This is a genomic window from Caballeronia ptereochthonis (assembly GCF_001545075.1).
GTDB lineage: Bacteria > Pseudomonadota > Gammaproteobacteria > Burkholderiales > Burkholderiaceae > Caballeronia > Caballeronia ptereochthonis.
This window is the reverse complement of record NZ_FCOB02000050.1, coordinates 14169-35828: the sequence shown is the minus strand read 5'-3', so window position 1 is coordinate 35828 and position 21660 is coordinate 14169. Positions and strand designations below refer to the sequence as shown.

Annotated in this window: 34 protein-coding genes; all 34 read right to left on the bottom strand. The window is 60.1% G+C overall.

Annotated elements, in window-relative coordinates; all coding sequences use genetic code 11:
* Positions 1-123: 123 nt before the first annotated feature.
* Complete coding sequence (rplQ, locus tag AWB83_RS33320; protein ID WP_008344047.1) at positions 124-519, bottom strand: 50S ribosomal protein L17; 396 nt, start codon at positions 517-519, stop codon at positions 124-126.
* A gap of 146 nt (positions 520-665) precedes the next feature.
* The gene (locus AWB83_RS33315) at positions 666-1643 is read right to left on the bottom strand and encodes a DNA-directed RNA polymerase subunit alpha (RefSeq protein WP_008344045.1); all 978 of its coding nucleotides are present in this window, start codon (positions 1641-1643) and stop codon (positions 666-668) included.
* Between the two features lie 146 nt (positions 1644-1789).
* Entirely contained in the window at positions 1790-2413 is a 624-nt protein-coding gene (gene rpsD, locus AWB83_RS33310) for a 30S ribosomal protein S4 (RefSeq protein WP_062608730.1), read from the bottom strand.
* A gap of 160 nt (positions 2414-2573) precedes the next feature.
* Complete coding sequence (gene rpsK, locus AWB83_RS33305) at positions 2574-2978, bottom strand: 30S ribosomal protein S11 (RefSeq protein ID WP_006052224.1); 405 nt, start codon at positions 2976-2978, stop codon at positions 2574-2576.
* A gap of 28 nt (positions 2979-3006) precedes the next feature.
* Entirely contained in the window at positions 3007-3372 is a 366-nt protein-coding gene (gene rpsM / locus AWB83_RS33300) for a 30S ribosomal protein S13 (RefSeq protein ID WP_087049865.1), read from the bottom strand.
* Between the two features lie 41 nt (positions 3373-3413).
* Positions 3414-3530, bottom strand: coding sequence for a 50S ribosomal protein L36 (gene rpmJ, locus AWB83_RS33295; RefSeq protein WP_004199844.1), 117 nt, complete (start codon positions 3528-3530; stop codon positions 3414-3416).
* 20 nt (positions 3531-3550) lie between these two features.
* Positions 3551-3769, bottom strand: a complete 219-nt coding sequence (gene infA, locus AWB83_RS33290) for a translation initiation factor IF-1 (protein ID WP_004521905.1) — start codon at positions 3767-3769, stop codon at positions 3551-3553.
* Between the two features lie 8 nt (positions 3770-3777).
* Positions 3778-5124, bottom strand: a complete 1347-nt coding sequence (secY, locus tag AWB83_RS33285; RefSeq protein WP_087049864.1) for a preprotein translocase subunit SecY — start codon at positions 5122-5124, stop codon at positions 3778-3780.
* Positions 5125-5166: 42 nt separating this feature from the next.
* Positions 5167-5601 carry a 50S ribosomal protein L15 gene (rplO, locus tag AWB83_RS33280; protein ID WP_087049863.1) on the bottom strand — a complete coding sequence of 145 codons (435 nt, stop codon included), beginning with the start codon at positions 5599-5601 and terminating at the stop codon, positions 5167-5169.
* A gap of 31 nt (positions 5602-5632) precedes the next feature.
* Positions 5633-5815 (bottom strand): 50S ribosomal protein L30, encoded by a 183-nt coding sequence (gene rpmD, locus AWB83_RS33275; RefSeq protein ID WP_006400644.1) that lies wholly within the window; start codon positions 5813-5815, stop codon positions 5633-5635.
* Positions 5816-5825: 10 nt separating this feature from the next.
* A complete protein-coding gene (gene rpsE, locus AWB83_RS33270) occupies positions 5826-6344 on the bottom strand; it encodes a 30S ribosomal protein S5 (protein WP_061170928.1) in 519 nt (172 codons plus the stop codon).
* Between the two features lie 14 nt (positions 6345-6358).
* The gene (gene rplR, locus AWB83_RS33265; protein WP_087049862.1) at positions 6359-6724 is read right to left on the bottom strand and encodes a 50S ribosomal protein L18; all 366 of its coding nucleotides are present in this window, start codon (positions 6722-6724) and stop codon (positions 6359-6361) included.
* A 12-nt stretch (positions 6725-6736) separates the two neighbouring features.
* Positions 6737-7270, bottom strand: coding sequence for a 50S ribosomal protein L6 (rplF, locus tag AWB83_RS33260; RefSeq protein WP_087049861.1), 534 nt, complete (start codon positions 7268-7270; stop codon positions 6737-6739).
* Between the two features lie 19 nt (positions 7271-7289).
* Entirely contained in the window at positions 7290-7685 is a 396-nt protein-coding gene (rpsH, locus tag AWB83_RS33255; RefSeq protein ID WP_087049860.1) for a 30S ribosomal protein S8, read from the bottom strand.
* 14 nt (positions 7686-7699) lie between these two features.
* Entirely contained in the window at positions 7700-8005 is a 306-nt protein-coding gene (rpsN, locus tag AWB83_RS33250; protein ID WP_008343864.1) for a 30S ribosomal protein S14, read from the bottom strand.
* Between the two features lie 7 nt (positions 8006-8012).
* Positions 8013-8552 carry a 50S ribosomal protein L5 gene (gene rplE / locus AWB83_RS33245; protein WP_087049859.1) on the bottom strand — a complete coding sequence of 180 codons (540 nt, stop codon included), beginning with the start codon at positions 8550-8552 and terminating at the stop codon, positions 8013-8015.
* A gap of 14 nt (positions 8553-8566) precedes the next feature.
* Positions 8567-8875, bottom strand: coding sequence for a 50S ribosomal protein L24 (gene rplX, locus AWB83_RS33240; protein WP_087049858.1), 309 nt, complete (start codon positions 8873-8875; stop codon positions 8567-8569).
* A gap of 9 nt (positions 8876-8884) precedes the next feature.
* Positions 8885-9253 carry a 50S ribosomal protein L14 gene (gene rplN, locus AWB83_RS33235; protein WP_006998478.1) on the bottom strand — a complete coding sequence of 123 codons (369 nt, stop codon included), beginning with the start codon at positions 9251-9253 and terminating at the stop codon, positions 8885-8887.
* 296 nt (positions 9254-9549) lie between these two features.
* A complete protein-coding gene (gene rpsQ / locus AWB83_RS33230) occupies positions 9550-9822 on the bottom strand; it encodes a 30S ribosomal protein S17 (protein WP_008343854.1) in 273 nt (90 codons plus the stop codon).
* Positions 9819-10013 (bottom strand): 50S ribosomal protein L29, encoded by a 195-nt coding sequence (gene rpmC / locus AWB83_RS33225; RefSeq protein WP_087049857.1) that lies wholly within the window; start codon positions 10011-10013, stop codon positions 9819-9821. Before rpmC ends, rpsQ begins: the two co-directional genes overlap by 4 nt.
* A 10-nt stretch (positions 10014-10023) precedes the next feature.
* Complete coding sequence (gene rplP, locus AWB83_RS33220; RefSeq protein WP_008343852.1) at positions 10024-10440, bottom strand: 50S ribosomal protein L16; 417 nt, start codon at positions 10438-10440, stop codon at positions 10024-10026.
* A gap of 2 nt (positions 10441-10442) precedes the next feature.
* Complete coding sequence (gene rpsC, locus AWB83_RS33215) at positions 10443-11237, bottom strand: 30S ribosomal protein S3 (protein ID WP_087049856.1); 795 nt, start codon at positions 11235-11237, stop codon at positions 10443-10445.
* A gap of 11 nt (positions 11238-11248) precedes the next feature.
* Positions 11249-11578, bottom strand: coding sequence for a 50S ribosomal protein L22 (gene rplV / locus AWB83_RS33210; protein ID WP_004199272.1), 330 nt, complete (start codon positions 11576-11578; stop codon positions 11249-11251).
* Positions 11579-11590: 12 nt separating this feature from the next.
* Entirely contained in the window at positions 11591-11866 is a 276-nt protein-coding gene (gene rpsS / locus AWB83_RS33205) for a 30S ribosomal protein S19 (protein WP_006998484.1), read from the bottom strand.
* Between the two features lie 10 nt (positions 11867-11876).
* The gene (gene rplB, locus AWB83_RS33200; protein ID WP_087049855.1) at positions 11877-12704 is read right to left on the bottom strand and encodes a 50S ribosomal protein L2; all 828 of its coding nucleotides are present in this window, start codon (positions 12702-12704) and stop codon (positions 11877-11879) included.
* 2 nt (positions 12705-12706) lie between these two features.
* On the bottom strand, positions 12707-13021 hold the full coding sequence (rplW, locus tag AWB83_RS33195) for a 50S ribosomal protein L23 (RefSeq protein ID WP_035967599.1): 315 nt from the start codon (positions 13019-13021) through the stop codon (positions 12707-12709).
* Positions 13018-13638: a 50S ribosomal protein L4 gene (rplD, locus tag AWB83_RS33190; RefSeq protein ID WP_087049854.1), complete on the bottom strand. Its 621-nt coding sequence runs from the start codon at positions 13636-13638 to the stop codon at positions 13018-13020. Before rplD ends, rplW begins: the two co-directional genes overlap by 4 nt.
* The gene (gene rplC, locus AWB83_RS33185; protein ID WP_087049866.1) at positions 13638-14297 is read right to left on the bottom strand and encodes a 50S ribosomal protein L3; all 660 of its coding nucleotides are present in this window, start codon (positions 14295-14297) and stop codon (positions 13638-13640) included. Before rplC ends, rplD begins: the two co-directional genes overlap by 1 nt.
* Before the next feature lie 198 nt (positions 14298-14495).
* Positions 14496-14807, bottom strand: coding sequence for a 30S ribosomal protein S10 (gene rpsJ, locus AWB83_RS33180; protein ID WP_006998489.1), 312 nt, complete (start codon positions 14805-14807; stop codon positions 14496-14498).
* A gap of 149 nt (positions 14808-14956) precedes the next feature.
* Positions 14957-16147: an elongation factor Tu gene (gene tuf, locus AWB83_RS33175; protein ID WP_050326775.1), complete on the bottom strand. Its 1191-nt coding sequence runs from the start codon at positions 16145-16147 to the stop codon at positions 14957-14959.
* Positions 16148-16201: 54 nt separating this feature from the next.
* The gene (gene fusA / locus AWB83_RS33170; RefSeq protein WP_087049853.1) at positions 16202-18304 is read right to left on the bottom strand and encodes an elongation factor G; all 2103 of its coding nucleotides are present in this window, start codon (positions 18302-18304) and stop codon (positions 16202-16204) included.
* 123 nt (positions 18305-18427) lie between these two features.
* The gene (gene rpsG, locus AWB83_RS33165) at positions 18428-18898 is read right to left on the bottom strand and encodes a 30S ribosomal protein S7 (protein WP_062642002.1); all 471 of its coding nucleotides are present in this window, start codon (positions 18896-18898) and stop codon (positions 18428-18430) included.
* A 181-nt stretch (positions 18899-19079) separates the two neighbouring features.
* Entirely contained in the window at positions 19080-19460 is a 381-nt protein-coding gene (rpsL, locus tag AWB83_RS33160; RefSeq protein WP_006998493.1) for a 30S ribosomal protein S12, read from the bottom strand.
* A gap of 218 nt (positions 19461-19678) precedes the next feature.
* Positions 19679-21526, bottom strand: a complete 1848-nt coding sequence (recQ, locus tag AWB83_RS33155; RefSeq protein ID WP_087049852.1) for a DNA helicase RecQ — start codon at positions 21524-21526, stop codon at positions 19679-19681.
* Between the last annotated feature and the right edge of the window lie 134 nt (positions 21527-21660).

Below are 21660 nucleotides of genomic sequence, written 5' to 3'. Positions count from 1 at the left end.
CGCATCGCTCCAACAGCGCTGCCGCCTAAAAAACAAACCCCACGTTCCGAAAAACATGGGGTTCGTCAGCAGTCTGAAGGCCAAGCTGAGCTTGGCCTTTTCGCTAACAACCCGAACCGGAATTTATTCCGCTTCTTGCACTTCTTCCGTCTCTTCGACTTCCGGGCGATCCATCAACTGGACCAGCGCCATCGGCGCGTTGTCGCCGACACGGAAACCGAACTTCAGGATGCTCAAATAGCCACCCGGGCGGTTCGCGTAGCGCGGGCCGAGCACATCGAACAGCTTCGCGACGGAATCACGATCGCGCAGGCGGTTGAACGCCAGACGACGGTTCGCGAGCGACGGCTTCTTGCCCAGCGTGATGAGGGGCTCGACGACCTTGCGCAGTTCCTTGGCCTTCGGCAGCGTCGTCTTGATGACTTCGTGCTCGATGAGCGAATTCGACATATTGCGGAGCATTGCCAGACGGTGGCTGCTCGTGCGGTTCAGTTTCCGCAGACCATGCTTGTGACGCATTTTCAGTTCCTTTAACGAGTTTTGATCCAGCTCTTCTATTGCGCCCCGAATTTCCGGGAGGGCGCACGGGCCGGTCGAAAATGAAGCAAGACGCGAATTTTAAAGCAGAATCCGCGCCTTTGCAAAGTTACGCAGCGACTTCGCTATTACTTGTCGAGACCGGCCGGCGGCCAGTTTTCGAGCTTCATACCGAGCGTCAGACCGCGCGAAGCCAGCACTTCCTTGATTTCGTTCAGCGACTTGCGGCCCAGATTCGGCGTCTTCAGCAGTTCATTTTCCGTACGCTGGATCAGATCGCCGATGTAGTAGATGTTCTCGGCCTTCAGGCAGTTCGCGGAACGAACCGTGAGTTCGAGGTCGTCCACCGGGCGCAGCAAGATCGGATCGATCTGCGGTGCGCGCGACGGCGCTTCCGCAGCCGCTTCGGTCCCTTCCAGCGCCGCAAACACCGACAACTGGTCGACCAGAATGCGAGCCGACTGGCGGATCGCTTCTTCCGGCGAAATCACGCCGTTGGTCTCGATGTTCATCACGAGCTTGTCGAGGTCGGTACGCTGTTCGACACGCGCGCTTTCCACGGCGTAGCTTACGCGGCGAACCGGCGAGAACGATGCGTCCAGCACGATGCGGCCGATGATCTTCGCCGACTCTTCGCCATAGCGGCGCACGTTGCCCGGCACATAGCCGCGGCCCTTTTCGATCTTGATCTGAACGTCGAGCTTGCCGCCCTTCGACAGGTGAGCGATCACGTGTTCCGGATTGATGACCTCGCAGTCGTGCGCGAGTTCGATATCGCCGGCCGTAACGACGCCCTCGCCTTCCTTGCGCAGCGTCACCGTGACTTCGTCGCGGTTGTGCAGCTTGAAGACGACACCCTTCAGGTTCAACAGCAGGTTGACCACATCCTCTTGCACACCATCGAGCGTCGAGTATTCGTGCACGACGCCTGCGATCGTCACTTCGGTCGGCGCGTAGCCGATCATCGACGACAGCAGCACGCGCCGAAGCGCGTTACCCAAGGTGTGGCCATAGCCGCGTTCGAACGGCTCCATAACCACCTTCGCATGGTTTTCACCAAGCGATTCAACTGCAATGATCTTGGGCTTCAACAAACTGGTTTGCATAGGTTTTCCTTTTCAATACCCTCGGCTCGTTACACCGATAAGGCTGACCGGTAACAACCTGAAAATAAACAGCCGAGGCTGCCCCTTGCCACGAGCAACGAGGGTCCCCGGCTGCCAATCCGGTTACCGCGCGGATGAACGCGCGATTAACGCGAATACAATTCGACGATCAGGCTTTCGTTGATGTCGCCGGCGATGTCGCTACGCTCGGGCATCGACTTGAAGGTTCCTTCGAACTTCTTCGCGTCGACCGACACCCAGCTCGGCATACCGCCTTGCTCGGCCAGCGACAGGGCCTCGACGATACGAGCCTGCTTGCGCGACTGTTCGCGCACGGACACGACGTCGCCCGACTTCACTTGCAGCGACGGAATGTTCGCGACCTGGCCGTTCACCATGATCGACTTGTGGCTCACGAGCTGACGCGCTTCAGCACGCGTCGAGCCGAAGCCCATGCGATAGACGACGTTGTCGAGACGCGACTCGAGCAACTGCAGCAGGTTTTCACCCGTCGGGCCCTTGCGGCGGTCGGCTTCAGCGAAGTAGCGGCGGAACTGACGCTCCAGCACGCCGTAGATACGCTTCACCTTTTGCTTTTCGCGCAATTGGGTGCCGTAGTCGGACGTACGCGCGCCCGAGGTGCGGCCGTGCTGGCCGGGCTTGCTGTCGAGCTTGCACTTGTCGGCGAGCGAACGGCGTGCGCTCTTCAGGAACAGATCGGTGCCTTCACGGCGGGACAGCTTGGCTTTGGGACCGGTATAGCGTGCCACTTTGCATCCTTAAATATTGATCACGCAAACTTCCGTCGAACTTCGGTCTGCGCTAGTCCGAACCCTTTGGGTCGAACGGTGGGCTTAGTCAAAACTTACTAACGCACGAAACCCGCCGATACTTTCGCATCGACAGGAAACATGCGGTCGCGTCGACGTATTAGATACGACGGCGCTTCGGCGGACGGCAACCGTTGTGCGGGACCGGCGTCACGTCGGAGATCGCGGTGATCTTGATGCCAAGACCATGCAGCGCGCGCACCGCCGACTCACGGCCAGGACCGGGGCCCTTGATCCGCACTTCGAGGTTCTTCACGCCGTATTCCATTGCCACGCGGCCAGCCGACTCGGCTGCGACCTGAGCTGCAAACGGCGTCGACTTGCGCGAGCCCTTGAAGCCCTGACCGCCCGACGTTGCCCATGCGAGTGCGTTACCCTGGCGGTCGGTGATCGTGATAATGGTGTTGTTGAACGACGCGTGAACGTGAACCACGCCCTCGGCGACGTTCTTCTTGACCTTCTTGCGAACGCGTTGCGCCGCGGAGTTGTTCGAAGCCTTAGCCATTACGTTTTCCTGTAACTGTCAGTTCCGCTTACTTCTTCAGCGATTGCGCTGCACGACGCGGACCCTTGCGCGTACGGGCATTCGTGCGCGTACGCTGGCCACGCAGGGGCAGGCCCTTGCGATGACGCATGCCGCGGTAGCAACCCAAGTCCATCAGGCGCTTGATGTTCATCGTGACTTCACGGCGCAGGTCGCCTTCGACGATGAACTTGCCCACTTCGTCACGCAGCTTTTCGAGGTCTGCGTCAGTGAGGTCCTTGACCTTCTTCGAAAATTCCACACCAGCAGCGCTGCAAATGCCGCGAGCGCGCGTGCGACCGATGCCGAAGATTGCCGTCAGGCCGATCTCGGTATGCTGGTGATTCGGGATGTTAACCCCTGCGATACGAGCCATTGTTTTTCCTCAAACAAAAAGCGCAAGCAAAAGCGCGGCGTTCAGCCTTGACGCTGTTTGTGGCGCGGATCAGAGCTGCAAATCACGCGCACAACGCCCTTGCGCTTGATGATCTTGCAATTGCGGCAAATGCGCTTAACCGATGCCATCACTTTCATGATATTACCCTTTTTTCAAATCACTTCGCCCGGAACACGATCCGTGCACGAGACAGATCGTAAGGCGTCAATTCAACCGTAACCTTGTCGCCCGGCAGAATGCGGATGTAGTGCATCCGCATCTTTCCGGAAATATGCCCCAGGACGACATGGCCATTTTCCAATTTCACCCGGAAAGTAGCGTTGGGGAGGTTTTCGATGACCTCACCCTGCATCTGGATTACATCGTCTTTGGCCATGGTCCTTATTAACGCATCGGGACGTTGCCGCCCTTGAAGTTTGCCTTCTTGAGCAGCGACTCATACTGTTGCGACATAACGTACGACTGCACCTGAGCCATGAAGTCCATCGTGACGACGACAATGATCAGCAGCGACGTTCCACCAAAATAAAACGGCACGTTCCAGCGCAACACCAGAAACTCAGGCAGCAGGCACACGAATACGATGTAAATCGCACCAGCCAGCGTCAAACGCGTGAGGATGCGGTCGATATATCGTGCAGTCTGATCGCCCGGACGGATACCCGGAACGAAAGCACCGCTCTTCTTCAAGTTGTCGGCGGTCTCCCGGCTGTTGAACACCAGTGCGGTGTAGAAAAAGCAGAAGAAAACGATCGCCAACGCATACAGCAGCACGTACACGGGCTGACCGGGCTTCAACGCCTCGGCCACGTTGTGCAGCGTGTTCGCGAACCAGTTGGTGCGCGACCCCGAACTAAACCAGTTCAGGATGGTTGCCGGGAAAAGGATGATCGACGACGCGAAGATCGGCGGAATCACACCCGACATGTTCAGCTTGAGCGGCAGATGAGACGACTGTCCGCCGTAAATCTTGTTACCGACCTGGCGCTTCGCGTAGTTCACGAGGATCTTGCGCTGACCGCGTTCGATGAACACGACCAGATACGTGACTGCCGCGATCAGCACGACGATGATGATCGCCGAGATGATGCTCATCGACCCGGTGCGAACCAACTCGAACAGACCGCCGATCGCGTTCGGGAACCCCGCCGCGATGCCACCGAAGATGATGATCGAGATGCCGTTGCCGAGACCGCGTTCCGTGATCTGCTCACCCAGCCACATCAGGAACATCGTGCCCGTCACCAGCGTGACGACCGTCGTCAGGCGGAACACCATACCGGGGTCGAGCACCAAGGCCGGCTGGTTTTCCAGCGCGACCGCGATGCCGAACGCCTGGAAGGTCGCGAGCACCACGGTAAAGATGCGCGTGTACTGCGTGATCTTCCGCTGGCCTGCCTGCCCTTCCTTCTTCAGCGCCTCCATCTGCGGCGACACGATCGACAGCAACTGCATGATGATCGACGACGAGATGTAGGGCATGATGCCCAGCGCAAAGATCGTGAACCGAGACAGCGCGCCACCCGAGAACATGTTGAACATGCCAAGGATGCCGCCCGACTGGCTTTGGAACAGCTTCGCCAGCTGGTCCGGATCGATGCCGGGAACCGGAATGTGCGCACCAATGCGGTAGACGATCAGCGCCAGCAGCAGGAACACTGCACGCCGGCGCAGATCGCCGAATTTCGCCGCGCTTCGACCGGTTTTTGCGAGACTCGGGCTGTTAGCCAAGAACCTTCTCCGATGCTAGTGCTAGTAACGGCGATTAGCGCGTTACTCGGCGAACGAGCCGCCAGCGGCTTCGATTGCAGCACGGGCGCCCTTCGTTGCCGTCAGGCCCTTCACCGTAACCTTGCGGGTGATCTCGCCGGTCTTGATGATCTTCGCGCTCTTGATGAGCTCGCCGACCAGACCCGCTTGCTTCAGCGCCAGCAGATCGATTTCGTCGACCGGCAGCTTCTCGAGATCAGCCAGGCGTACTTCACCGACGAATTCCTTCGTCAGCGAGGTGAAGCCGCGCTTCGGCAGACGACGCTGCAGAGGCATCTGACCGCCTTCGAAGCCGACCTTGTGAAAGCCGCCCGAACGCGATTTCTGACCCTTGTGGCCGCGCCCCGCGGTCTTGCCGAGGCCCGAACCGATGCCGCGCCCGACGCGCCGCTTTGCGTGCTTCGCGCCTTCTGCCGGCTTCAGGTTATTCAATTCCATGTTCAACTCCTTGGATCCTAGGGTCGGCCGCTCAGGCGATGACCTTAACGAGGTACGAGACCTTGTTGATCATCCCGCGCACTGCCGGCGTGTCCTGCAGCTCGGAGACCGAGTTGAGGCGACGCAGGCCGAGACCACGCACCGTTGCACGGTGCGATTCGCGGGTCCCGATCAGGCTCTTGACGAGCTGAACCTTGACAGTTTTTTCAGACATGGTGCCCACCTTAGCCCAGAATGTCTTCGACGGACTTGCCACGCTTCGCCGCGATGTCGGCCGGGGTCGACTGCTTGCGCAGACCGTCCAGCGTCGCACGGACGAGGTTGTACGGGTTCGTCGAACCGTGGCTCTTGGCCACAACGTTTTGCACGCCCATCACGTCGAACACGGCGCGCATCGGGCCGCCGGCGATCACGCCGGTACCGTCCTTCGCCGGGGCGAGGAGAACCGCCGAAGCGCCGTGCTTGCCGTGCACTTCGTGTTGCAGCGTGCCGTTCTTCAGGGGCACCTTGAACATGTTGCGGCGAGCTTGTTCCATTGCCTTTTGCACGGCAACCGGAACTTCCTTCGCCTTGCCCTTGCCCATGCCGACGCGGCCATCACCGTCGCCAACCACGGTCAGTGCGGCGAAGCCGAGAATACGGCCACCCTTCACGACCTTGGTCACGCGGTTGACCGAAATCATCTTTTCGCGCAGGCCGTCGTCGCGTTCGTCAGCCTGAACTTTCGCTTGCATCTTTGCCATGACGAATTCTTCCCTTAGAACTTGAGCCCGGCTTCACGCGCCGCATCAGCCAGCGCCTTCACGCGGCCGTGGTAGCGGAAACCCGAGCGATCGAAGGCGACGGATTCGATGCCGGCAGCCTTGGCCTTTTCGGCGATACGCTTGCCGATCAGGGTTGCAGCGTTGATGTTGCCGCCCTTGCCCGACTTGTCGGCCAGCTCAGCGCGCACTTCGGCTTCCAGCGTCGAAGCGCTTGCCACGACCTTCGTGCCGCATGCCGAGAACACTTGCGCGTAGATATGCGTATTCGTGCGATGCACGGCCAGACGCGGAACCTGCAGCTCAGCGATCTTGACACGCGTCTGACGAGCGCGGCGCAGGCGAGATTGAGTCTTATCCATGATTGCGCACCCTTACTTCTTCTTCGTTTCTTTGAGGATCACGACCTCGTCGGAATAGCGCACGCCCTTGCCCTTGTAAGGCTCCGGCGGGCGATAGCCGCGCACTTCGGCTGCGACTTGTCCGACTTTCTGCTTGTCGATCCCCTTGATCACGATTTCGGTCTGCGACGGGGTCTCAGCCTTGACGCCTTCCGGCATCTGGTGCACCACGGGGTGCGAGAAACCCAGCGACAGGTTCAGCTTGTCGCCTTGCGCTTGCGCACGATAACCGACGCCAACCAGCGTCAGCTTGCGCTCGAAACCCTTGGTGACGCCTTGCACCATGTTCGCCACCAGGGCGCGCATCGTGCCGGACATCGCGTTTGCTTCACGGCTTTCGTCGGCCGGAGCGAGCTTCAACGTACCGTTGTCGTTCGTCACGGTCACCAGCTTGTTCGCCGGTTGCGAGATCGTGCCGAGCGGCCCCTTCACGGTGATGACGTCGCTCTTGATGGCCACTTCCGCGCCTTGCGGCAGCGCGATCGGGCTTTTACCTACTCGAGACATGTTTCTTCTCCCTTCGGTGTTAAGCGACGTAGCAGATGACTTCGCCACCGACGCCGTTCTGGCGCGCCTTGCGGTCGGTCATCACACCCTTCGGCGTCGATACGATGGCAACACCCAAGCCGTTCATCACTTGCGGGATTTCGTTGCGACCGCGGTACACACGCAGACCGGGCTTCGAGACGCGCTCGAGGCGCTCGATCACCGGACGGCCAGCGTAGTACTTCAACGCGATGTTCAATTCCGTCTTCGCGCCTTCAGCCTTCACCGCGAAGTCGTCGATATAACCTTCGTCCTTCAAAACCTGCGCAATCGCAACCTTGACTTTCGACGAGGGCATAGTCACCGAAACCTTCTCGACCATCTGCGCATTGCGGATGCGAGTCAGCATATCGGCGATAGGATCACTCATGCTCATTTATGTTTCTCCTATTACCAGCTCGCCTTGGTGAGGCCAGGGATTTCGCCGCGGAAAGCGATTTCGCGGATCTTGCCGCGCGCGAGTCCGAACTTGCGGAACGTGCCACGCGGACGACCCGTGATCGCGCAGCGGTTACGCTTGCGAGTGGGGTTCGAGTTACGCGGCAGTTGTTGCAGCGCCAGACGCGCGAGATAACGCTCTTCGTCCGACTTGCTTGCGTCGTCGATCACAGCCTTCAGCTCAGCACGCTTCGGAGCGTACTTGGCTGCCAGGCGCGCGCGCTTCTTTTCACGTTCGATCAGTGCCAGTTTAGCCACGGTAACCTCAGTTTCTGAACGGGAACTTGAAGCCGGCGAGCAGCGCCTTTGCTTCGTCGTCAGTCTTCGCGGTAGTCGTGATGCTGATGTTCAGCCCACGCAGCGCGTCGATCTTGTCGTAGTCGATTTCGGGGAAAATGATCTGCTCTTTCACACCGATGTTGTAGTTGCCACGACCGTCGAATGCACGGCCCGACACGCCACGGAAGTCGCGCACGCGGGGGAGCGCCACCGTCACGAAGCGGTCCAGGAATTCGTACATCGCTTGGCCGCGCAGCGTAACCATCGCGCCGATCGGGTAGCCCTGACGAATCTTGAAGCCTGCGATTGCCTTGCGCGCCTTCGTGATAACCGGCTTCTGGCCAGCGATCTTCGTCAGGTCGCCCACGGCGTTTTCGATGATCTTCTTGTCAGCGACGGCTTCGCCAAGACCCATGTTCAGGGTGATCTTGGTGATGCGCGGCACTTCCATGATGGACTTGTAGCCGAACTTTTCGACGAGTTGCGGCACAACCTTTTCTTTGTAAATTTCTTGCAGACGAGCCATTTTTTAACTCCGCATCAGGCGTTAAGCGTGGCGCCGGTCGACTTCAAGAAGCGAACCTTCTTTCCGTCTTCGACCTTGATGCCCACACGCGATGCCTTGCCATTCGCGTCGACGAGCGCGACGTTCGAAATATGCAGCGACATCGACTTGGCTTCCACACCGCCCGTCGTACCCTTCATCGGGTTCGGCTTCACGTGCTTCTTGACGAGGTTGATACCCTCGACGGTGACACGGTCGTCCGCAACGGCCAGCACGGTACCGCGCTTGCCCTTGTCCTTGCCGGTGATGACGATGACTTCGTCACCCTTGCGAATCTTGTTCATCGCGACTCCTTACAGCACTTCCGGCGCGAGCGAAACGATCTTCATGAATCGTTCGCTACGCAGTTCACGCGTCACCGGCCCGAAAATACGCGTGCCGATCGGCTCGAGCTTCGTATTCAACAGAACGGCGGCATTGCCGTCGAACTTGATGAGCGAGCCATCCTGGCGACGCACGCCCTTGGCCGTACGAACGACCACGGCGTTGTAGATTTCGCCCTTCTTCACGCGTCCGCGCGGCGTCGCTTCCTTGACGGTCACCTTGATGATGTCGCCAATGCTAGCGTAACGACGCTTCGAGCCGCCGAGCACCTTGATGCACATGACTTCACGCGCACCCGTGTTGTCGGCCACTTCAAGCCGAGTTTCGGTCTGGATCATGGTTTATCTTTCCCAACTTAATCCGATTGCACCACCATGGCGCATCCGGTCAGTCTTGGTCCCGTCAGCCAATCGGCTGCTTGGGTTAGAACAGGCAGCGAGGGCAGACGAAACCCGCCATCGCAATCCGGTGAATCTGTCGACTCAGGCTGGCGCCCGAACCGGCTTCCCCCACCAATTTCGCCCGCGACGGGGCTCCCACAAAGAGGGAAGACCGAGATTATAACAAATAATCTCGGTCTTGCAAGCGAAACTTACTGCGATACTACTTGCTACTGCATCGCCATACTTCAGCTTTAGATCACGCGAGCCGCTTCAACCAGCTTCGACACAACCCAGGCCTTCGTCTTCGAAATCGGACGGGTTTCCTGGATTTCGACGAGATCGCCTTCGTTGTACGTGTTCGCGTCGTCATGCGCATGGTACTTCTTGGAGCGCACGACGTACTTGCCGTAGATCGGATGCTTCACGCGGTGCTCGACCAGCACGGTGACCGTCTTGTCCATCTTGTTGCTGACGACCTTGCCGACCAGCGTCCGCTTGAGCGAGGTTTTCACGCTATCGTTCATTTCTGGTTCGCCTTCTCAGTCATGACGGTGCGCACACGCGCGATGTCGCGACGGACCTTCTGCAGCTGACTCGTGTTCGTGAGTTGCTGGGTCGCGAGTTGCATGCGCAGGCCAAATTGCGCCTTGAGCAGGTCCGACAGCTCCTTGTTGAGCGCGGCCTGGTCTTTCTGGCGAAGTTCAGATGCCTTCATCGTTTACTCCTTAGGCGCCGAGCTGACGGACCACGAAGTTCGTCTTGAGCGGCAGCTTGGCTGCAGCCAGACGGAACGCTTCGCGCGCCAGTTCTTCGGAGACACCGTCCATTTCGTACAGCATCTTGCCCGGTTGAATTTCAGCGACGTAGTACTCCGGGTTACCCTTACCGTTACCCATACGCACTTCGGCCGGCTTTTGCGAAATCGGCTTGTCCGGGAAGATGCGGATCCAGATCCGGCCGCCACGCTTGATGTGACGCGTCATCGCACGACGCGCCGCTTCGATTTGACGCGCGGTCAAACGGCCGCGACCGATAGCCTTCAGACCGTACTCACCGAACGACACGGCGTTGCCGCGCGTCGCCTTGCCGGTGTTACGACCCTTTTGCTCTTTGCGATACTTTCTGCGTTTCGGTTGCAGCATCGTTATTCTCCAGTCTTCGCGTCACCGCCGGCGCGACGGGGTGCACCACGACGCGCGCCAGCCGGAGCGCCTTCACCATCACGGCGCGGACGGCGATCGCCACCCGGACGTGCGTTGCGGCGCGGACGCTTCTCTTCCGCCACTTCTTCCACCACCGGCGCTTCGTTGCGGCCCAGCGTGTCGCCCTTGTAGACCCACACCTTCACGCCGATGATGCCGTACGTGGTCTTCGCTTCCGACGTCGCGTAGTCGATATCCGCACGCAGCGTATGGAGCGGCACTCGGCCTTCGCGATACCACTCGGTACGAGCGATTTCGATACCGTTCAGACGGCCCGCGCTCATGATCTTGATGCCCTGGGCGCCAAGACGCATCGCATTTTGCATCGCGCGCTTCATCGCACGGCGGAACATGATCCGACGCTCGAGCTGCTGCGTGATGGAATCGGCGATCAACTGAGCATCGGTTTCCGGCTTGCGGATTTCTTCGATGTTGACGTGAACCGGAACGCCCATGCGCTTCTGCAGTTCCGACTTCAACAGTTCGATGTCTTCGCCCTTCTTGCCGATGACAACACCCGGACGCGAGCTGTAAATCGTGATGCGCGCGTTCTTCGCCGGACGCTCGATGACGACGCGGCCGACCGAAGCGTTCTTCAGCTTCTTCTTCAGGTATTCACGAACACCGATGTCTTCCTGCAACATCGCCGCGAAATTGTTGTTGTTCGCGTACCAGCGCGAAGCCCAATTGCGGCTGACGGCCAAACGGAAGCCAGTCGGATGAATTTTCTGTCCCATCGTATGGCTCCTTAATTCCCGACCGTCACAGTGATGTGACAGGATTGCTTCTCGATGCGGTTACCGCGACCCTTTGCGCGTGCGGTGAAACGCTTCAGCGAAGCAGCCTTGTCGACGTAGATGCTCTTGATCTTGAGCTCGTCGATGTCGGCGCCTTCGTTGTGTTCCGCATTTGCGATCGCAGACAGCACGACCTTCTTGACGATACCCGCCGCCTTCTTCGGCGAGAACGTCAGAACGTTCAGCGCCTTGTCGACCGGCAAACCACGAATCTGGTCAGCCACAAGGCGCGTCTTCTGCGCCGAGATGCGGGCACCGCGATGAATTGCTTTCACTTCCATCTTGATAGCCCCTTATTTCTTGGCCTTCTTGTCGGCCGCGTGACCCTTGAACGTACGGGTCAGTGCGAACTCGCCAAGCTTGTGGCCGACCATGTTTTCCGTGACGTACACCGGAACGTGCTGACGGCCGTTGTGGACGGCGATCGTCAGACCGATGAAGTCCGGCAGAATCGTCGAACGACGCGACCAGGTCTTGATCGGCTTCTTGTCACGCGAAGCTGCAGCCGCCTCAACTTTCTTCAGCAAATGGGCGTCGCAGAACGGACCTTTTTTAATAGAACGTGCCATTGCCTACTCCTTAACGCTTGTGACGGCGCTGAACGATCATCGTCGTCGTGCGCTTGTTGCTGCGGGTGCGATAGCCCTTCGTCGGCGTGCCCCACGGGCTCACCGGATCGCGACCTGCTGCCGTGCGGCCTTCACCACCACCGTGCGGGTGATCGATCGGGTTCATCGCAACGCCACGCACCGTCGGACGGATACCGCGCCAGCGGTTTGCACCGGCCTTACCGATCTGGCGGAGGCTGTGCTCTTCGTTGCCCACTTCGCCGATCGTCGCGCGGCACTCGACGTGCACGCGGCGGATTTCGCCCGAACGCAGACGCACTTGAGCGTAGACGCCTTCGCGAGCCAGCAGCATGGCGGACGTACCAGCCGAACGCGCAATTTGCGCGCCCTTGCCCGGCAGCATCTCGATGCAGTGGATCGTCGTACCGACCGGGATGTTGCGGATCGGCAGAGCGTTGCCTGCGCGGATCGGCGCTTCCGAACCGGACATCAGTTGCGTGCCGACCGTCACGCCCTTCGGCGCGATGATGTAGCGACGCTCGCCGTCCGCGTACAGAACCAGCGCGATGTTCGCGCTACGGTTCGGGTCGTACTCGAGACGCTCGACCTTTGCCGGAATGCCGTCCTTGTTGCGACGGAAATCGACGATACGGTAGTGCTGCTTATGACCGCCACCTTGGTGACGCGTGGTGATGCGGCCATTGTTGTTACGACCAGCCGACTTGGATTGCGTGTCGAGCAGCGCGGCGTGCGGCTTGCCCTTGTGCAGATCCTTGTTGACGATCTTGACCATCGCGCGGCGACCCGGCGAGGTCGGCTTAACTTTCACGATTGCCATGATTACTTGGCCTCCGCTTCAAAGTTGATTTCCTGGCCGGGCTTCAGGCAGACATAAGCCTTCTTCACGTCCTTGCGCTTGCCGTTGAAGCGGCCAAAGCGCTTTGCCTTGCCCTTCGTGACGAGCACGTTGACGGAATTGACTTCGACCTTGAACAGCAGCTCGACAGCAGCCTTCACTTCCTGCTTCGTGGCGTCCGGCGCGACTTCAAACACGACTTGTTCGTTCTTGTCGGCAACCAGCGTCGCCTTTTCGGAGATCACCGGAGCGAGCAGAACTTGCATCAAACGATGATCGTTTTTGCGAACTTCGCTCATGACAGCAACTCCTCGATCTGAGCGACCGCAGCCTTCGTGATCAGAACCTTTTTGAAGTAGATCAGCGAGAGCGGGTCGGCGTAACGCGGCTCGACAACGGCCACGTGGGCCAGGTTGCGCGACGCGAGGTACAGGTTTTCGTCGACCGTATCGGTGATGACCAACACGGACTCGAGACCCATCGCCTTGAATTTATCGGCCAGCAGCTTGGTCTTCGGGGCTTCGAGCGCGAGGTCTTCGACCACGGCGATGCGGCCTTCGCGAGCCAGCTGCGAGAAGATCGAGCAGAGGCCTGCGCGATGCATCTTCTTGTTGACCTTGTGCGAGAAGTTCTCTTCCGGCGAGTTCGGGAAGATGCGACCACCGCCGCGCCACAACGGGCTCGACGACATACCGGCACGAGCACGGCCCGTACCCTTCTGACGCCACGGCTTCTTGGTGGTGTGCTTGACCTGCTCGCGGTCCTTCTGAGCGCGGTTGCCGCTACGTGCGTTCGCCTGATAAGCGACGACGATCTGGTGAATCAGGGCTTCGTTGTAATCGCGACCGAACACAACGTCCGATGCGGTCACGGCAGCGCCTTCCTGACCATTGGCATTCAGGAGCTTAAGTTCCATTATTTCGCTCCTTTCGCAGCACGCGTCTTGACGGCCGGGGTCACGAAGACCTTGCCGCCCTTCGCACCCGGAACAGCGCCGCGGACGAGCAGCAGATTGCGCTCGGCGTCGATGCGGGCGATTTCGAGGTTTTGAACCGTGACGGTGACGTCACCGAGATGACCCGTCATGCGCTTACCCGGGAACACGCGACCCGGATCCTGCGCCATACCGATCGAACCCGGAACGTTGTGCGAACGCGAGTTACCGTGCGATGCGCGGCCCGAAGCGAAGTTGTAGCGCTTGATCGTGCCGGCGTAGCCCTTACCGATCGACGTGCCTTGCACGTCAACTTTCTGGCCGACTTCGAAAATATCCGTAGCGATGACAGCGCCGTTCGACAGTTCGCCTGCCTTGGCCGCATCGATATGGAATTCCTTGAGGATTTCACCGGCTTGGACGCCGGCTTTGGCGAGGTGACCCGCCAGCGGCTTCGTCACGCGCGAGGCGCGGCGAGTACCGAATGCAACCTGAACGGCGGTATAACCATCCGTTTCAACGGTCTTGATCTGCGTCACGCGGTTGTCCGACACGTCCAGCACGGTGACGGGGATCGAATCCCCTTCAGGCGTGAAGATACGGGTCATGCCAACCTTGCGACCTACGAGTCCAAGGCTCATCGTTTTCTCCATTCCCGACTGCGATTGGTCGGGGCTGATTTACAAATGCCGGCTTCGTCACGGAAGACTGGGTCGGCTTTCTTGCGTCTTTTTCTTGCGCATAGGCGCGAAAAGCCTTGGAGTATAACAAGGCTTTTCGTTTTCTGCAAGCAATCAAAGACTTAGCCCTGTCTGGCTCGCCAGCAGGGCTTTTTGGACTTACTGCAGCTTGATCTCGACGTCCACGCCGGCCGGCAGATCGAGCTTCATCAGCGCGTCGACGGTCTTGTCAGTCGGATCGACGATGTCCATCAGGCGCTGGTGGGTACGGATTTCGAGCTGGTCGCGCGACGTCTTGTTGACGTGCGGCGAACGCAGAATGTCAAAACGCTGAATACGCGTCGGCAGCGGCACCGGGCCACGGACGATCGCGCCAGTCCGCTTCGCCGTATCGACGATCTCGGCTGCCGATTGATCGATCAGGCGATAGTCGAAAGCCTTCAGGCGAATGCGGATTTTCTGGTTCTGCATGACGATTCCTTAAAAGAGCGAGGCGGTGTTGCACCGCCGATTTGGCAAAAGAGCATGGGACCGGACACTCGCTGAGGACGAACATCCGGCCCCGGTCTGTTACTGCGTTACTTCAGTATTGCAACTTCAGATCGAGCGAACCCGCTATCTTACTCGATAATCTTCGCCACGACACCGGCGCCGACGGTACGGCCGCCTTCGCGGATCGCGAAGCGCAGACCTTCTTCCATGGCGATCGGCGCGATCAGCTTGACCGTGATCGACACGTTGTCGCCCGGCATCACCATTTCCTTGTCCTTCGGCAGCTCGATCGAACCCGTCACGTCCGTCGTACGGAAGTAGAACTGCGGACGATAGTTGTTGAAGAACGGCGTGTGACGGCCGCCTTCGTCCTTGCTCAGCACGTACACTTCAGCCGTGAAGTGCGTGTGCGGCGTGATCGAGCCCGGCTTGGCCAGAACCTGACCACGCTCCACGTCTTCACGCTTCGTGCCGCGCAGCAGGATACCGACATTGTCGCCTGCCTGACCCTGGTCGAGCAGCTTGCGGAACATTTCCACGCCCGTGCACGTGGTCTTCACCGTCGGCTTGATACCGACGATTTCGATTTCCTCGCCGACCTTGATGACGCCGCGCTCCACGCGCCCCGTCACCACCGTGCCGCGACCCGAGATCGAGAACACGTCTTCCACCGGCATCAGGAACGAACCGTCCACTGCGCGCTCCGGCGTCGGGATGTACGTGTCCAGCGCGTCGGCCAGGTTCATGATCGCCACTTCGCCCAGCTCGCCCTTGTCGCCTTCCAGCGCCAGCTTGGCCGAACCCTTGATGATCGGCGTGTCGTCGCCCGGGAAGTCGTACTTCGACAGCAGTTCACGCACTTCCATTTCGACGAGCTCGAGCAGCTCGGCGTCGTCCACCATGTCGCACTTGTTCAGGAACACGATGATGTAGGGCACGCCAACCTGACGCGCCAGCAGGATGTGCTCACGCGTTTGCGGCATCGGGCCGTCAGCGGCCGAGCACACCAGGATCGCGCCGTCCATCTGCGCGGCGCCCGTGATCATGTTCTTCACGTAGTCGGCGTGGCCCGGGCAGTCGACGTGTGCGTAGTGGCGGTTAGCCGTTTCGTACTCGACGTGCGCGGTGTTGATGGTAATACCACGTGCCTTTTCTTCCGGCGCCGCGTCGATCTGGTCGTACGCCTTCGCCTCGCCGCCGAACTTCTGCGTGAGCACCGTCGTGATCGCTGCCGTCAGCGTGGTCTTGCCGTGGTCAACGTGACCGATCGTGCCCACGTTCACGTGCGGCTTGGTCCGCTCGAATTTACCTTTTGCCATGATTACCTTCTTTCAAAGTTTGGTTATCGGTTAAAGCTTGTGGCTTGCGCCGAATTACTTGCCTTTCGCGTTGATGATCGCGTCGGCGACGTTGCGCGGAGCTTCGGCATAGTGCTTGAACTCCATCGTGTACGTCGCACGGCCTTGCGTCAGCGAACGCAGCGAGGTCGAGTAGCCGAACATTTCCGACAGCGGCACTTCGGCGCGGACGATCTTGCCGCCGCCCACCATGTCTTCCATGCCCTGGACGATCCCGCGACGGCCCGACAGGTCGCCCATCACGTTGCCCATGTACTCTTCCGGCGTTTCGACTTCCACGGCCATCATCGGTTCGAGAATGACCGGGCTTGCCTTGCGCATTGCTTCCTTGAAGGCCATTGAGCCGGCCATGCGGAACGCGTTTTCGTTCGAGTCGACGTCGTGGTACGAACCGAAGGTCAGGTGAACCTTGACGTCCACAACCGGGAAGCCAGCCAGCACGCCCGACTTCAGCGTTTCTTGGATACCCTTGTCCACGGCCGGGATGTATTCGCGCGGAATCACGCCGCCCTTGATCTCGTCCAGGAACTCGTAGCCCTTGCCCTGCTCGTTCGGCTCGAGCGTGATGACCGCGTGACCGTACTGGCCGCGACCACCCGACTGCTTGACGAACTTGCCTTCCACGTCCGACGCCTTCGTGCGGATCGTTTCGCGATACGCAACCTGCGGCTTGCCGACGGTCGCTTCCACGTTGAATTCGCGCTTCATGCGGTCGACCAGAATTTCGAGGTGGAGCTCGCCCATGCCCGAAATGATGGTCTGGCCCGATTCCTCGTCCGTCTGGACGCGGAACGACGGATCTTCCTGGGCGAGACGGTTCAGCGCCAGGCCCATCTTTTCCTGGTCAGCCTTCGTCTTCGGCTCGACGGCCTGCGAAATCACCGGCTCCGGGAAAATCATGCGTTCGAGCACGATCGGGTTCTGCGGATCGCACAGCGTGTCGCCGGTGGTCGCTTCCTTCAGGCCGACGGCCGCCGCGATATCGCCCGCGCGCACTTCCTTGATTTCCTCACGCTGGTTCGCGTGCATCTGCAGAATACGGCCCAGACGTTCCTTCTTGCCCTTGGTCGAATTCAGCACGGTGTCGCCCGAATTCACGACGCCCGAGTACACGCGGAAGAAGATCAGCTGGCCGACGAACGGGTCGGTCATGATCTTGAACGCGAGCGACGAGAACTTCTCGTCGTCCGACGCGCGGCGCTCGGCGGATTCGCCGTCTTCCAGCTCACCCGTGACCGGCGGAATGTCGACCGGCGACGGCAGGAAGTCGATCACGGCGTCGAGCATGCGCTGCACGCCCTTGTTCTTGAACGCGGTGCCGCAGAGCATCGGCTGGATTTCGCACGCGATGGTGCGGTCACGCAGCGCCTTGACGATTTCCGCTTCGGTCAGCTCTTCGCCGCCGAGGTACTTTTCCATCAGCTCTTCGCTCGATTCGGCAGCCGATTCGATCATCTTCTCGCGCCACTCGTTGCACGAGTCGACGAGTTCGGCCGGAATGTCGACGTAATCGAACTTCGTGCCCTGGGACGCTTCGTCCCAAATGATTGCCTTCATCTTCAGAAGATCGACGACGCCCTTGAAGTTCTCTTCCGAGCCGATCGGCACCACGACGGGAACCGGATTCGCCTTCAGGCGAGTCTTCAGCTGGTCATAGACCTTGAAGAAGTTCGCGCCGGTACGGTCCATCTTGTTGACGAACGCGAGACGGGGAACCTTGTACTTGTTCGCCTGACGCCACACCGTTTCCGACTGCGGCTGCACGCCGCCCACCGCGCAGTAGACCATGCACGCGCCGTCGAGGACGCGCATCGAGCGCTCCACTTCGATCGTGAAGTCCACGTGCCCCGGCGTATCGATGATGTTGATGCGGTGCTCGGGATAGTTGCCGCCCATGCCCTTCCAGAAGGCAGTGGTAGCAGCCGACGTGATGGTGATGCCGCGTTCCTGCTCCTGCTCCATCCAGTCCATCGTTGCTGCGCCGTCGTGAACTTCACCGATCTTGTGGTTCACGCCCGTATAGAACAGGATGCGCTCGGTCGTCGTCGTTTTGCCGGCGTCGATGTGAGCGCTGATACCGATATTGCGGTAGCGCTCGATAGGTGTCTTGCGAGCCACTTTGGATCCTTTTTCGGGGTCGACGCGCCGGCGATGATTGCCGGCCGCGTCCTAACACAAACGGGCGAGGCGCCTGGAGTAGCGCACCCGCCCTGATTTTCCGTTTGCCCTATGAGCGGGAGCTTAGAAACGGAAGTGCGAGAATGCCTTGTTGGCCTCTGCCATGCGGTGAACTTCGTCGCGCTTCTTCATCGCGCCGCCGCGGCCTTCAGCCGCCTCGGAGAGTTCGCCTGCAAGACGCAGGGCCATCGACTTTTCGCTGCGCTTCTTCGCGGCTTCACGCAACCAACGCATCGCCAATGCCATACGACGCGAGGGACGCACTTCGACCGGAACCTGATAGTTGGCACCACCAACGCGACGGCTCTTCACTTCGACCACCGGCTTCACGTTGTTGAGCGCAACCGTGAACACTTCCAGCGGGTCCTTGCCACCCTTGCTCTGGATCTGTTCAAAAGCGCCGTACACGATACGCTCGGCAACCGACTTCTTGCCGGAGAGCATCAGCACGTTCATGAACTTGGCTACATCTACGTTGCCGAACTTCGGATCCGGCAACACTTCCCGCTTGGGGACTTCGCGACGACGCGGCATGATTCTTCCTTTACCTTTTCAGTTGGAGCTGGTTCTCAACTCCGCGGCCACCAACTAACCCGATCCATCTCTTCGACTAAACCAGCTTGGCCGGGTGACCACTTACTCGATAGCACCGGCACTTCCGGCACCACCGCCTTAACCGCCTTGCGGCGACCTGAAACCACTTCAGACCGGCAGCTTACTTGCCAGCCTTGGCACGCTTCGCACCGTACTTCGAGCGAGCCTGCTTACGGTCCTTGACGCCCTGCGTATCCAGCGAGCCGCGAACCATGTGGTAACGCACACCCGGCAAGTCCTTCACACGGCCGCCGCGGATCAGCACGACCGAGTGCTCTTGCAGGTTGTGGCCTTCACCACCGATGTACGAAATGACTTCGAAGCCGTTCGTCAGACGAACCTTGGCAACCTTACGGAGTGCCGAGTTCGGCTTCTTCGGCGTCGTGGTGTACACGCGGGTGCACACGCCACGACGCTGGGGGCAGTCCTGCAGGGCCGGCGACTTGCTCTTCGTCGTTTCCGACGCGCGGCCTTTGCGAACCAGTTGATTGATGGTTGGCATTGTTTAATCCTAAAAATGAACGAAATCTGCGCAGCTCCTTCCGGGCAAAGCGAAAAGATTGCGCATTTGATGCTCTCGCGGATGGTTTTCACTTCCGACTCCCGGCCGTAAGCCAGATCCGAAAGTGGATCAAGAACGAGAACCAAGGATGATAGTCCGAAAATCCCAATCGGGTCAATACGTTGCGCGGATTTCGGAGGTTCCTGGAGCGATGTTCGTCAATCCGCGCTGACGACGTCGAGCAATTCGTCGCCGAAGCGCTCGAGCTTGCGAACGCCGATGCCGGGAATGTGGCGCAAATCGTCGATGGTATCGGGATCGCTGCGGGCGATCTCAGCGAGCGTCGCGTCATGGAAGATGACATACGCCGGCACACCGTCGCTCTTGGCGGTCTCCGCGCGCCAGGCGCGCAGGCGTTCCCAGCGTGCCTTCTCGCGCGGCGACATGCCGGCGGTGGGATCAGCTCGCTCGCCCGTGCGGGCGGACGTCTGCCGGGTGCGTACCGGCTTCACGTATTTACGCAGCGTGACAGGTTCCTCACCCTTGAGCACGGGTTTGCTGGCGTCGGTCAACACGAGCGCGCCGAAGCCGTCGTGATCGACAGCGAGGTAGCCAAATGCCACGAGCTGCCTGAACACGGCGCGCCATTCCTGCTCCGAGAGCGCCGCGCCGACGCCGAACGTCGACAGCTTCTCGTGGCCGCGTTGCAGCACCTTCTCGCTGCGGGCACCCCGCAGAATGTCGATCAGGTGCCCCGCGCCGAAGTGAAATCCGCTCGCCTTTTGCGCGCGGTAGACGCATGACAGCGCCATCTGCGCTTCACGCGTGGCATCGAAGGACGCAGGCGGTTCAAGACACGTATCGCAATTGCCGCACGGCTTGCTCGCTTCCCCGAAATAGGCGAGCAGGCGCACGCGGCGGCACGAAGCCACTTCGCACAGTCCCAGCAAGGCGTCCAGCTTGCCGGTCTGCACGCGCTTGTGGGTGTCGTCGGCTTCAGACTCGTCGATCATCTTGCGCTGCTGCACGACATCGCCGAGTCCGTAGGCCATCCAGGCGTTCGCCGGCAGGCCGTCGCGGCCTGCGCGGCCGGTTTCCTGATAGTAGCCCTCGACGCTCTTCGGCAAATCCAGATGCGCGACGAAGCGCACGTCCGGCTTGTCGATGCCCATGCCGAAAGCGATCGTCGCGCACATGACGACGCCTTCTTCGCGCTGGAACATCTCCTGATGCCGCTGCCGCGTCTCGAACTCCATGCCCGCGTGATACGGCAGCGCGCGGACTCCTTGGCCCTTCAGCCAGTCGGCGGTTTCCTCGACCTTGCGGCGGGAGAGGCAATAGACGACGCCCGCATCAGTCGTGCCGTCCTTGTTCGTATGCTCGGCGCGGATGAAATCGAGCAGTTGCGCGCGCGCGTTGTCCTTCTCGACGATCCGATAGCGAATGTTCGGCCGATCGAAGCTCGAAACGAAGATGCGCGCGTCCTCGAGTGCGAGACGATGCACGATTTCATCGCGTGTGATCGCATCCGCGGTGGCCGTGAGCGCGATGCGCGGCACGTCCGGGAATCGCTCGTGCAGCACGGAAAGCTGAATATATTCGGGACGGAAGTCATGGCCCCACTGCGACACGCAGTGCGCCTCGTCGATTGCGAAGAGGCCGACCGGCGCGCTGTCGAGCAGGTCGAGAAAACGCGGCGTCATGAGCCGCTCCGGCGCGACATAAAGCAAGTCGATTTCGCCGTTGCGCAATGCGCGTTCGGTCGCGGCGGCTTCCGCGCCGGACAACGTCGAATTGAGATACGCGGCGCGCACGCCGACCTCGGTGAGCGCGGCGACCTGGTCCTGCATCAGCGCTATGAGCGGCGACACCACGATGCCCGCGCCGAAACCCGTCTCGCGCCGCACCAGCGACGGAATCTGATAGCAGAGCGACTTGCCGCCGCCTGTCGGCATCAGCACGAGCGAATCGCCGCCGTTCGCGACATGCTCGACGATCTCCGCCTGTTGTCCGCGAAATGCGGGATAGCCGAAGATTTCGTTGAGTATTTCGAGCGACCGGGACATGGACAAAGCGCGACTGCGACGTGAGAGATAACGAATTCTACCAACGCATCGATCCGCGCCGACGCGCTCCGGGCATCGTTAGCCGAATGGCAGAGAGCTCGCGAGCAATAAAACGCCAGACGAAAAAAAAAACC

Coding starts and splice junctions, on each gene's coding strand:
- rplW (WP_035967599.1), bottom strand. CDS start 13,021: ATGAGCGAAGTTCGCAAAAACGATCATCGTTTGATGCAAGTTCTGCTC.
- rplR (WP_087049862.1), bottom strand. CDS start 6,724: ATGGATAAGACTCAATCTCGCCTGCGCCGCGCTCGTCAGACGCGTGTC.
- rpsG (WP_062642002.1), bottom strand. CDS start 18,898: ATGCCGCGTCGTCGCGAAGTCCCCAAGCGGGAAGTGTTGCCGGATCCG.
- rplQ (WP_008344047.1), bottom strand. CDS start 519: ATGCGTCACAAGCATGGTCTGCGGAAACTGAACCGCACGAGCAGCCAC.
- rpmJ (WP_004199844.1), bottom strand. CDS start 3,530: ATGAAAGTGATGGCATCGGTTAAGCGCATTTGCCGCAATTGCAAGATC.
- rpsC (WP_087049856.1), bottom strand. CDS start 11,237: ATGGGACAGAAAATTCATCCGACTGGCTTCCGTTTGGCCGTCAGCCGC.
- rpsE (WP_061170928.1), bottom strand. CDS start 6,344: ATGGCAAAGATGCAAGCGAAAGTTCAGGCTGACGAACGCGACGACGGC.
- rpmD (WP_006400644.1), bottom strand. CDS start 5,815: ATGTCTGAAAAAACTGTCAAGGTTCAGCTCGTCAAGAGCCTGATCGGG.
- tuf (WP_050326775.1), bottom strand. CDS start 16,147: ATGGCAAAAGGTAAATTCGAGCGGACCAAGCCGCACGTGAACGTGGGC.
- rplX (WP_087049858.1), bottom strand. CDS start 8,875: ATGAACAAGATTCGCAAGGGTGACGAAGTCATCGTCATCACCGGCAAG.
- rplE (WP_087049859.1), bottom strand. CDS start 8,552: ATGGCTCGTCTGCAAGAAATTTACAAAGAAAAGGTTGTGCCGCAACTC.
- rpsK (WP_006052224.1), bottom strand. CDS start 2,978: ATGGCTAAGGCTTCGAACAACTCCGCGGCGCAACGCGTTCGCAAGAAG.
- AWB83_RS33315 (WP_008344045.1), bottom strand. CDS start 1,643: ATGCAAACCAGTTTGTTGAAGCCCAAGATCATTGCAGTTGAATCGCTT.
- rplP (WP_008343852.1), bottom strand. CDS start 10,440: ATGCTGCAACCGAAACGCAGAAAGTATCGCAAAGAGCAAAAGGGTCGT.
- rplF (WP_087049861.1), bottom strand. CDS start 7,270: ATGTCTCGAGTAGGTAAAAGCCCGATCGCGCTGCCGCAAGGCGCGGAA.
- rpmC (WP_087049857.1), bottom strand. CDS start 10,013: ATGAAGGCATCTGAACTTCGCCAGAAAGACCAGGCCGCGCTCAACAAG.
- infA (WP_004521905.1), bottom strand. CDS start 3,769: ATGGCCAAAGACGATGTAATCCAGATGCAGGGTGAGGTCATCGAAAAC.
- rpsS (WP_006998484.1), bottom strand. CDS start 11,866: ATGGCACGTTCTATTAAAAAAGGTCCGTTCTGCGACGCCCATTTGCTG.
- rplD (WP_087049854.1), bottom strand. CDS start 13,638: ATGGAACTTAAGCTCCTGAATGCCAATGGTCAGGAAGGCGCTGCCGTG.
- rplO (WP_087049863.1), bottom strand. CDS start 5,601: ATGGAATTGAATAACCTGAAGCCGGCAGAAGGCGCGAAGCACGCAAAG.
- rplV (WP_004199272.1), bottom strand. CDS start 11,578: ATGGAAGTGAAAGCAATTCATCGCGGTGCCCGCATCTCGGCGCAGAAG.
- rpsQ (WP_008343854.1), bottom strand. CDS start 9,822: ATGAACGATAGCGTGAAAACCTCGCTCAAGCGGACGCTGGTCGGCAAG.
- rpsH (WP_087049860.1), bottom strand. CDS start 7,685: ATGAGCATGAGTGATCCTATCGCCGATATGCTGACTCGCATCCGCAAT.
- rpsJ (WP_006998489.1), bottom strand. CDS start 14,807: ATGCAGAACCAGAAAATCCGCATTCGCCTGAAGGCTTTCGACTATCGC.
- rplC (WP_087049866.1), bottom strand. CDS start 14,297: ATGAGCCTTGGACTCGTAGGTCGCAAGGTTGGCATGACCCGTATCTTC.
- rplB (WP_087049855.1), bottom strand. CDS start 12,704: ATGGCAATCGTGAAAGTTAAGCCGACCTCGCCGGGTCGCCGCGCGATG.
- rpsL (WP_006998493.1), bottom strand. CDS start 19,460: ATGCCAACCATCAATCAACTGGTTCGCAAAGGCCGCGCGTCGGAAACG.
- rpsM (WP_087049865.1), bottom strand. CDS start 3,372: ATGGCTCGTATCGCAGGGGTTAACATCCCGAATCACCAGCATACCGAG.
- recQ (WP_087049852.1), bottom strand. CDS start 21,526: ATGTCCCGGTCGCTCGAAATACTCAACGAAATCTTCGGCTATCCCGCA.
- rplN (WP_006998478.1), bottom strand. CDS start 9,253: ATGATCCAGACCGAAACTCGGCTTGAAGTGGCCGACAACACGGGTGCG.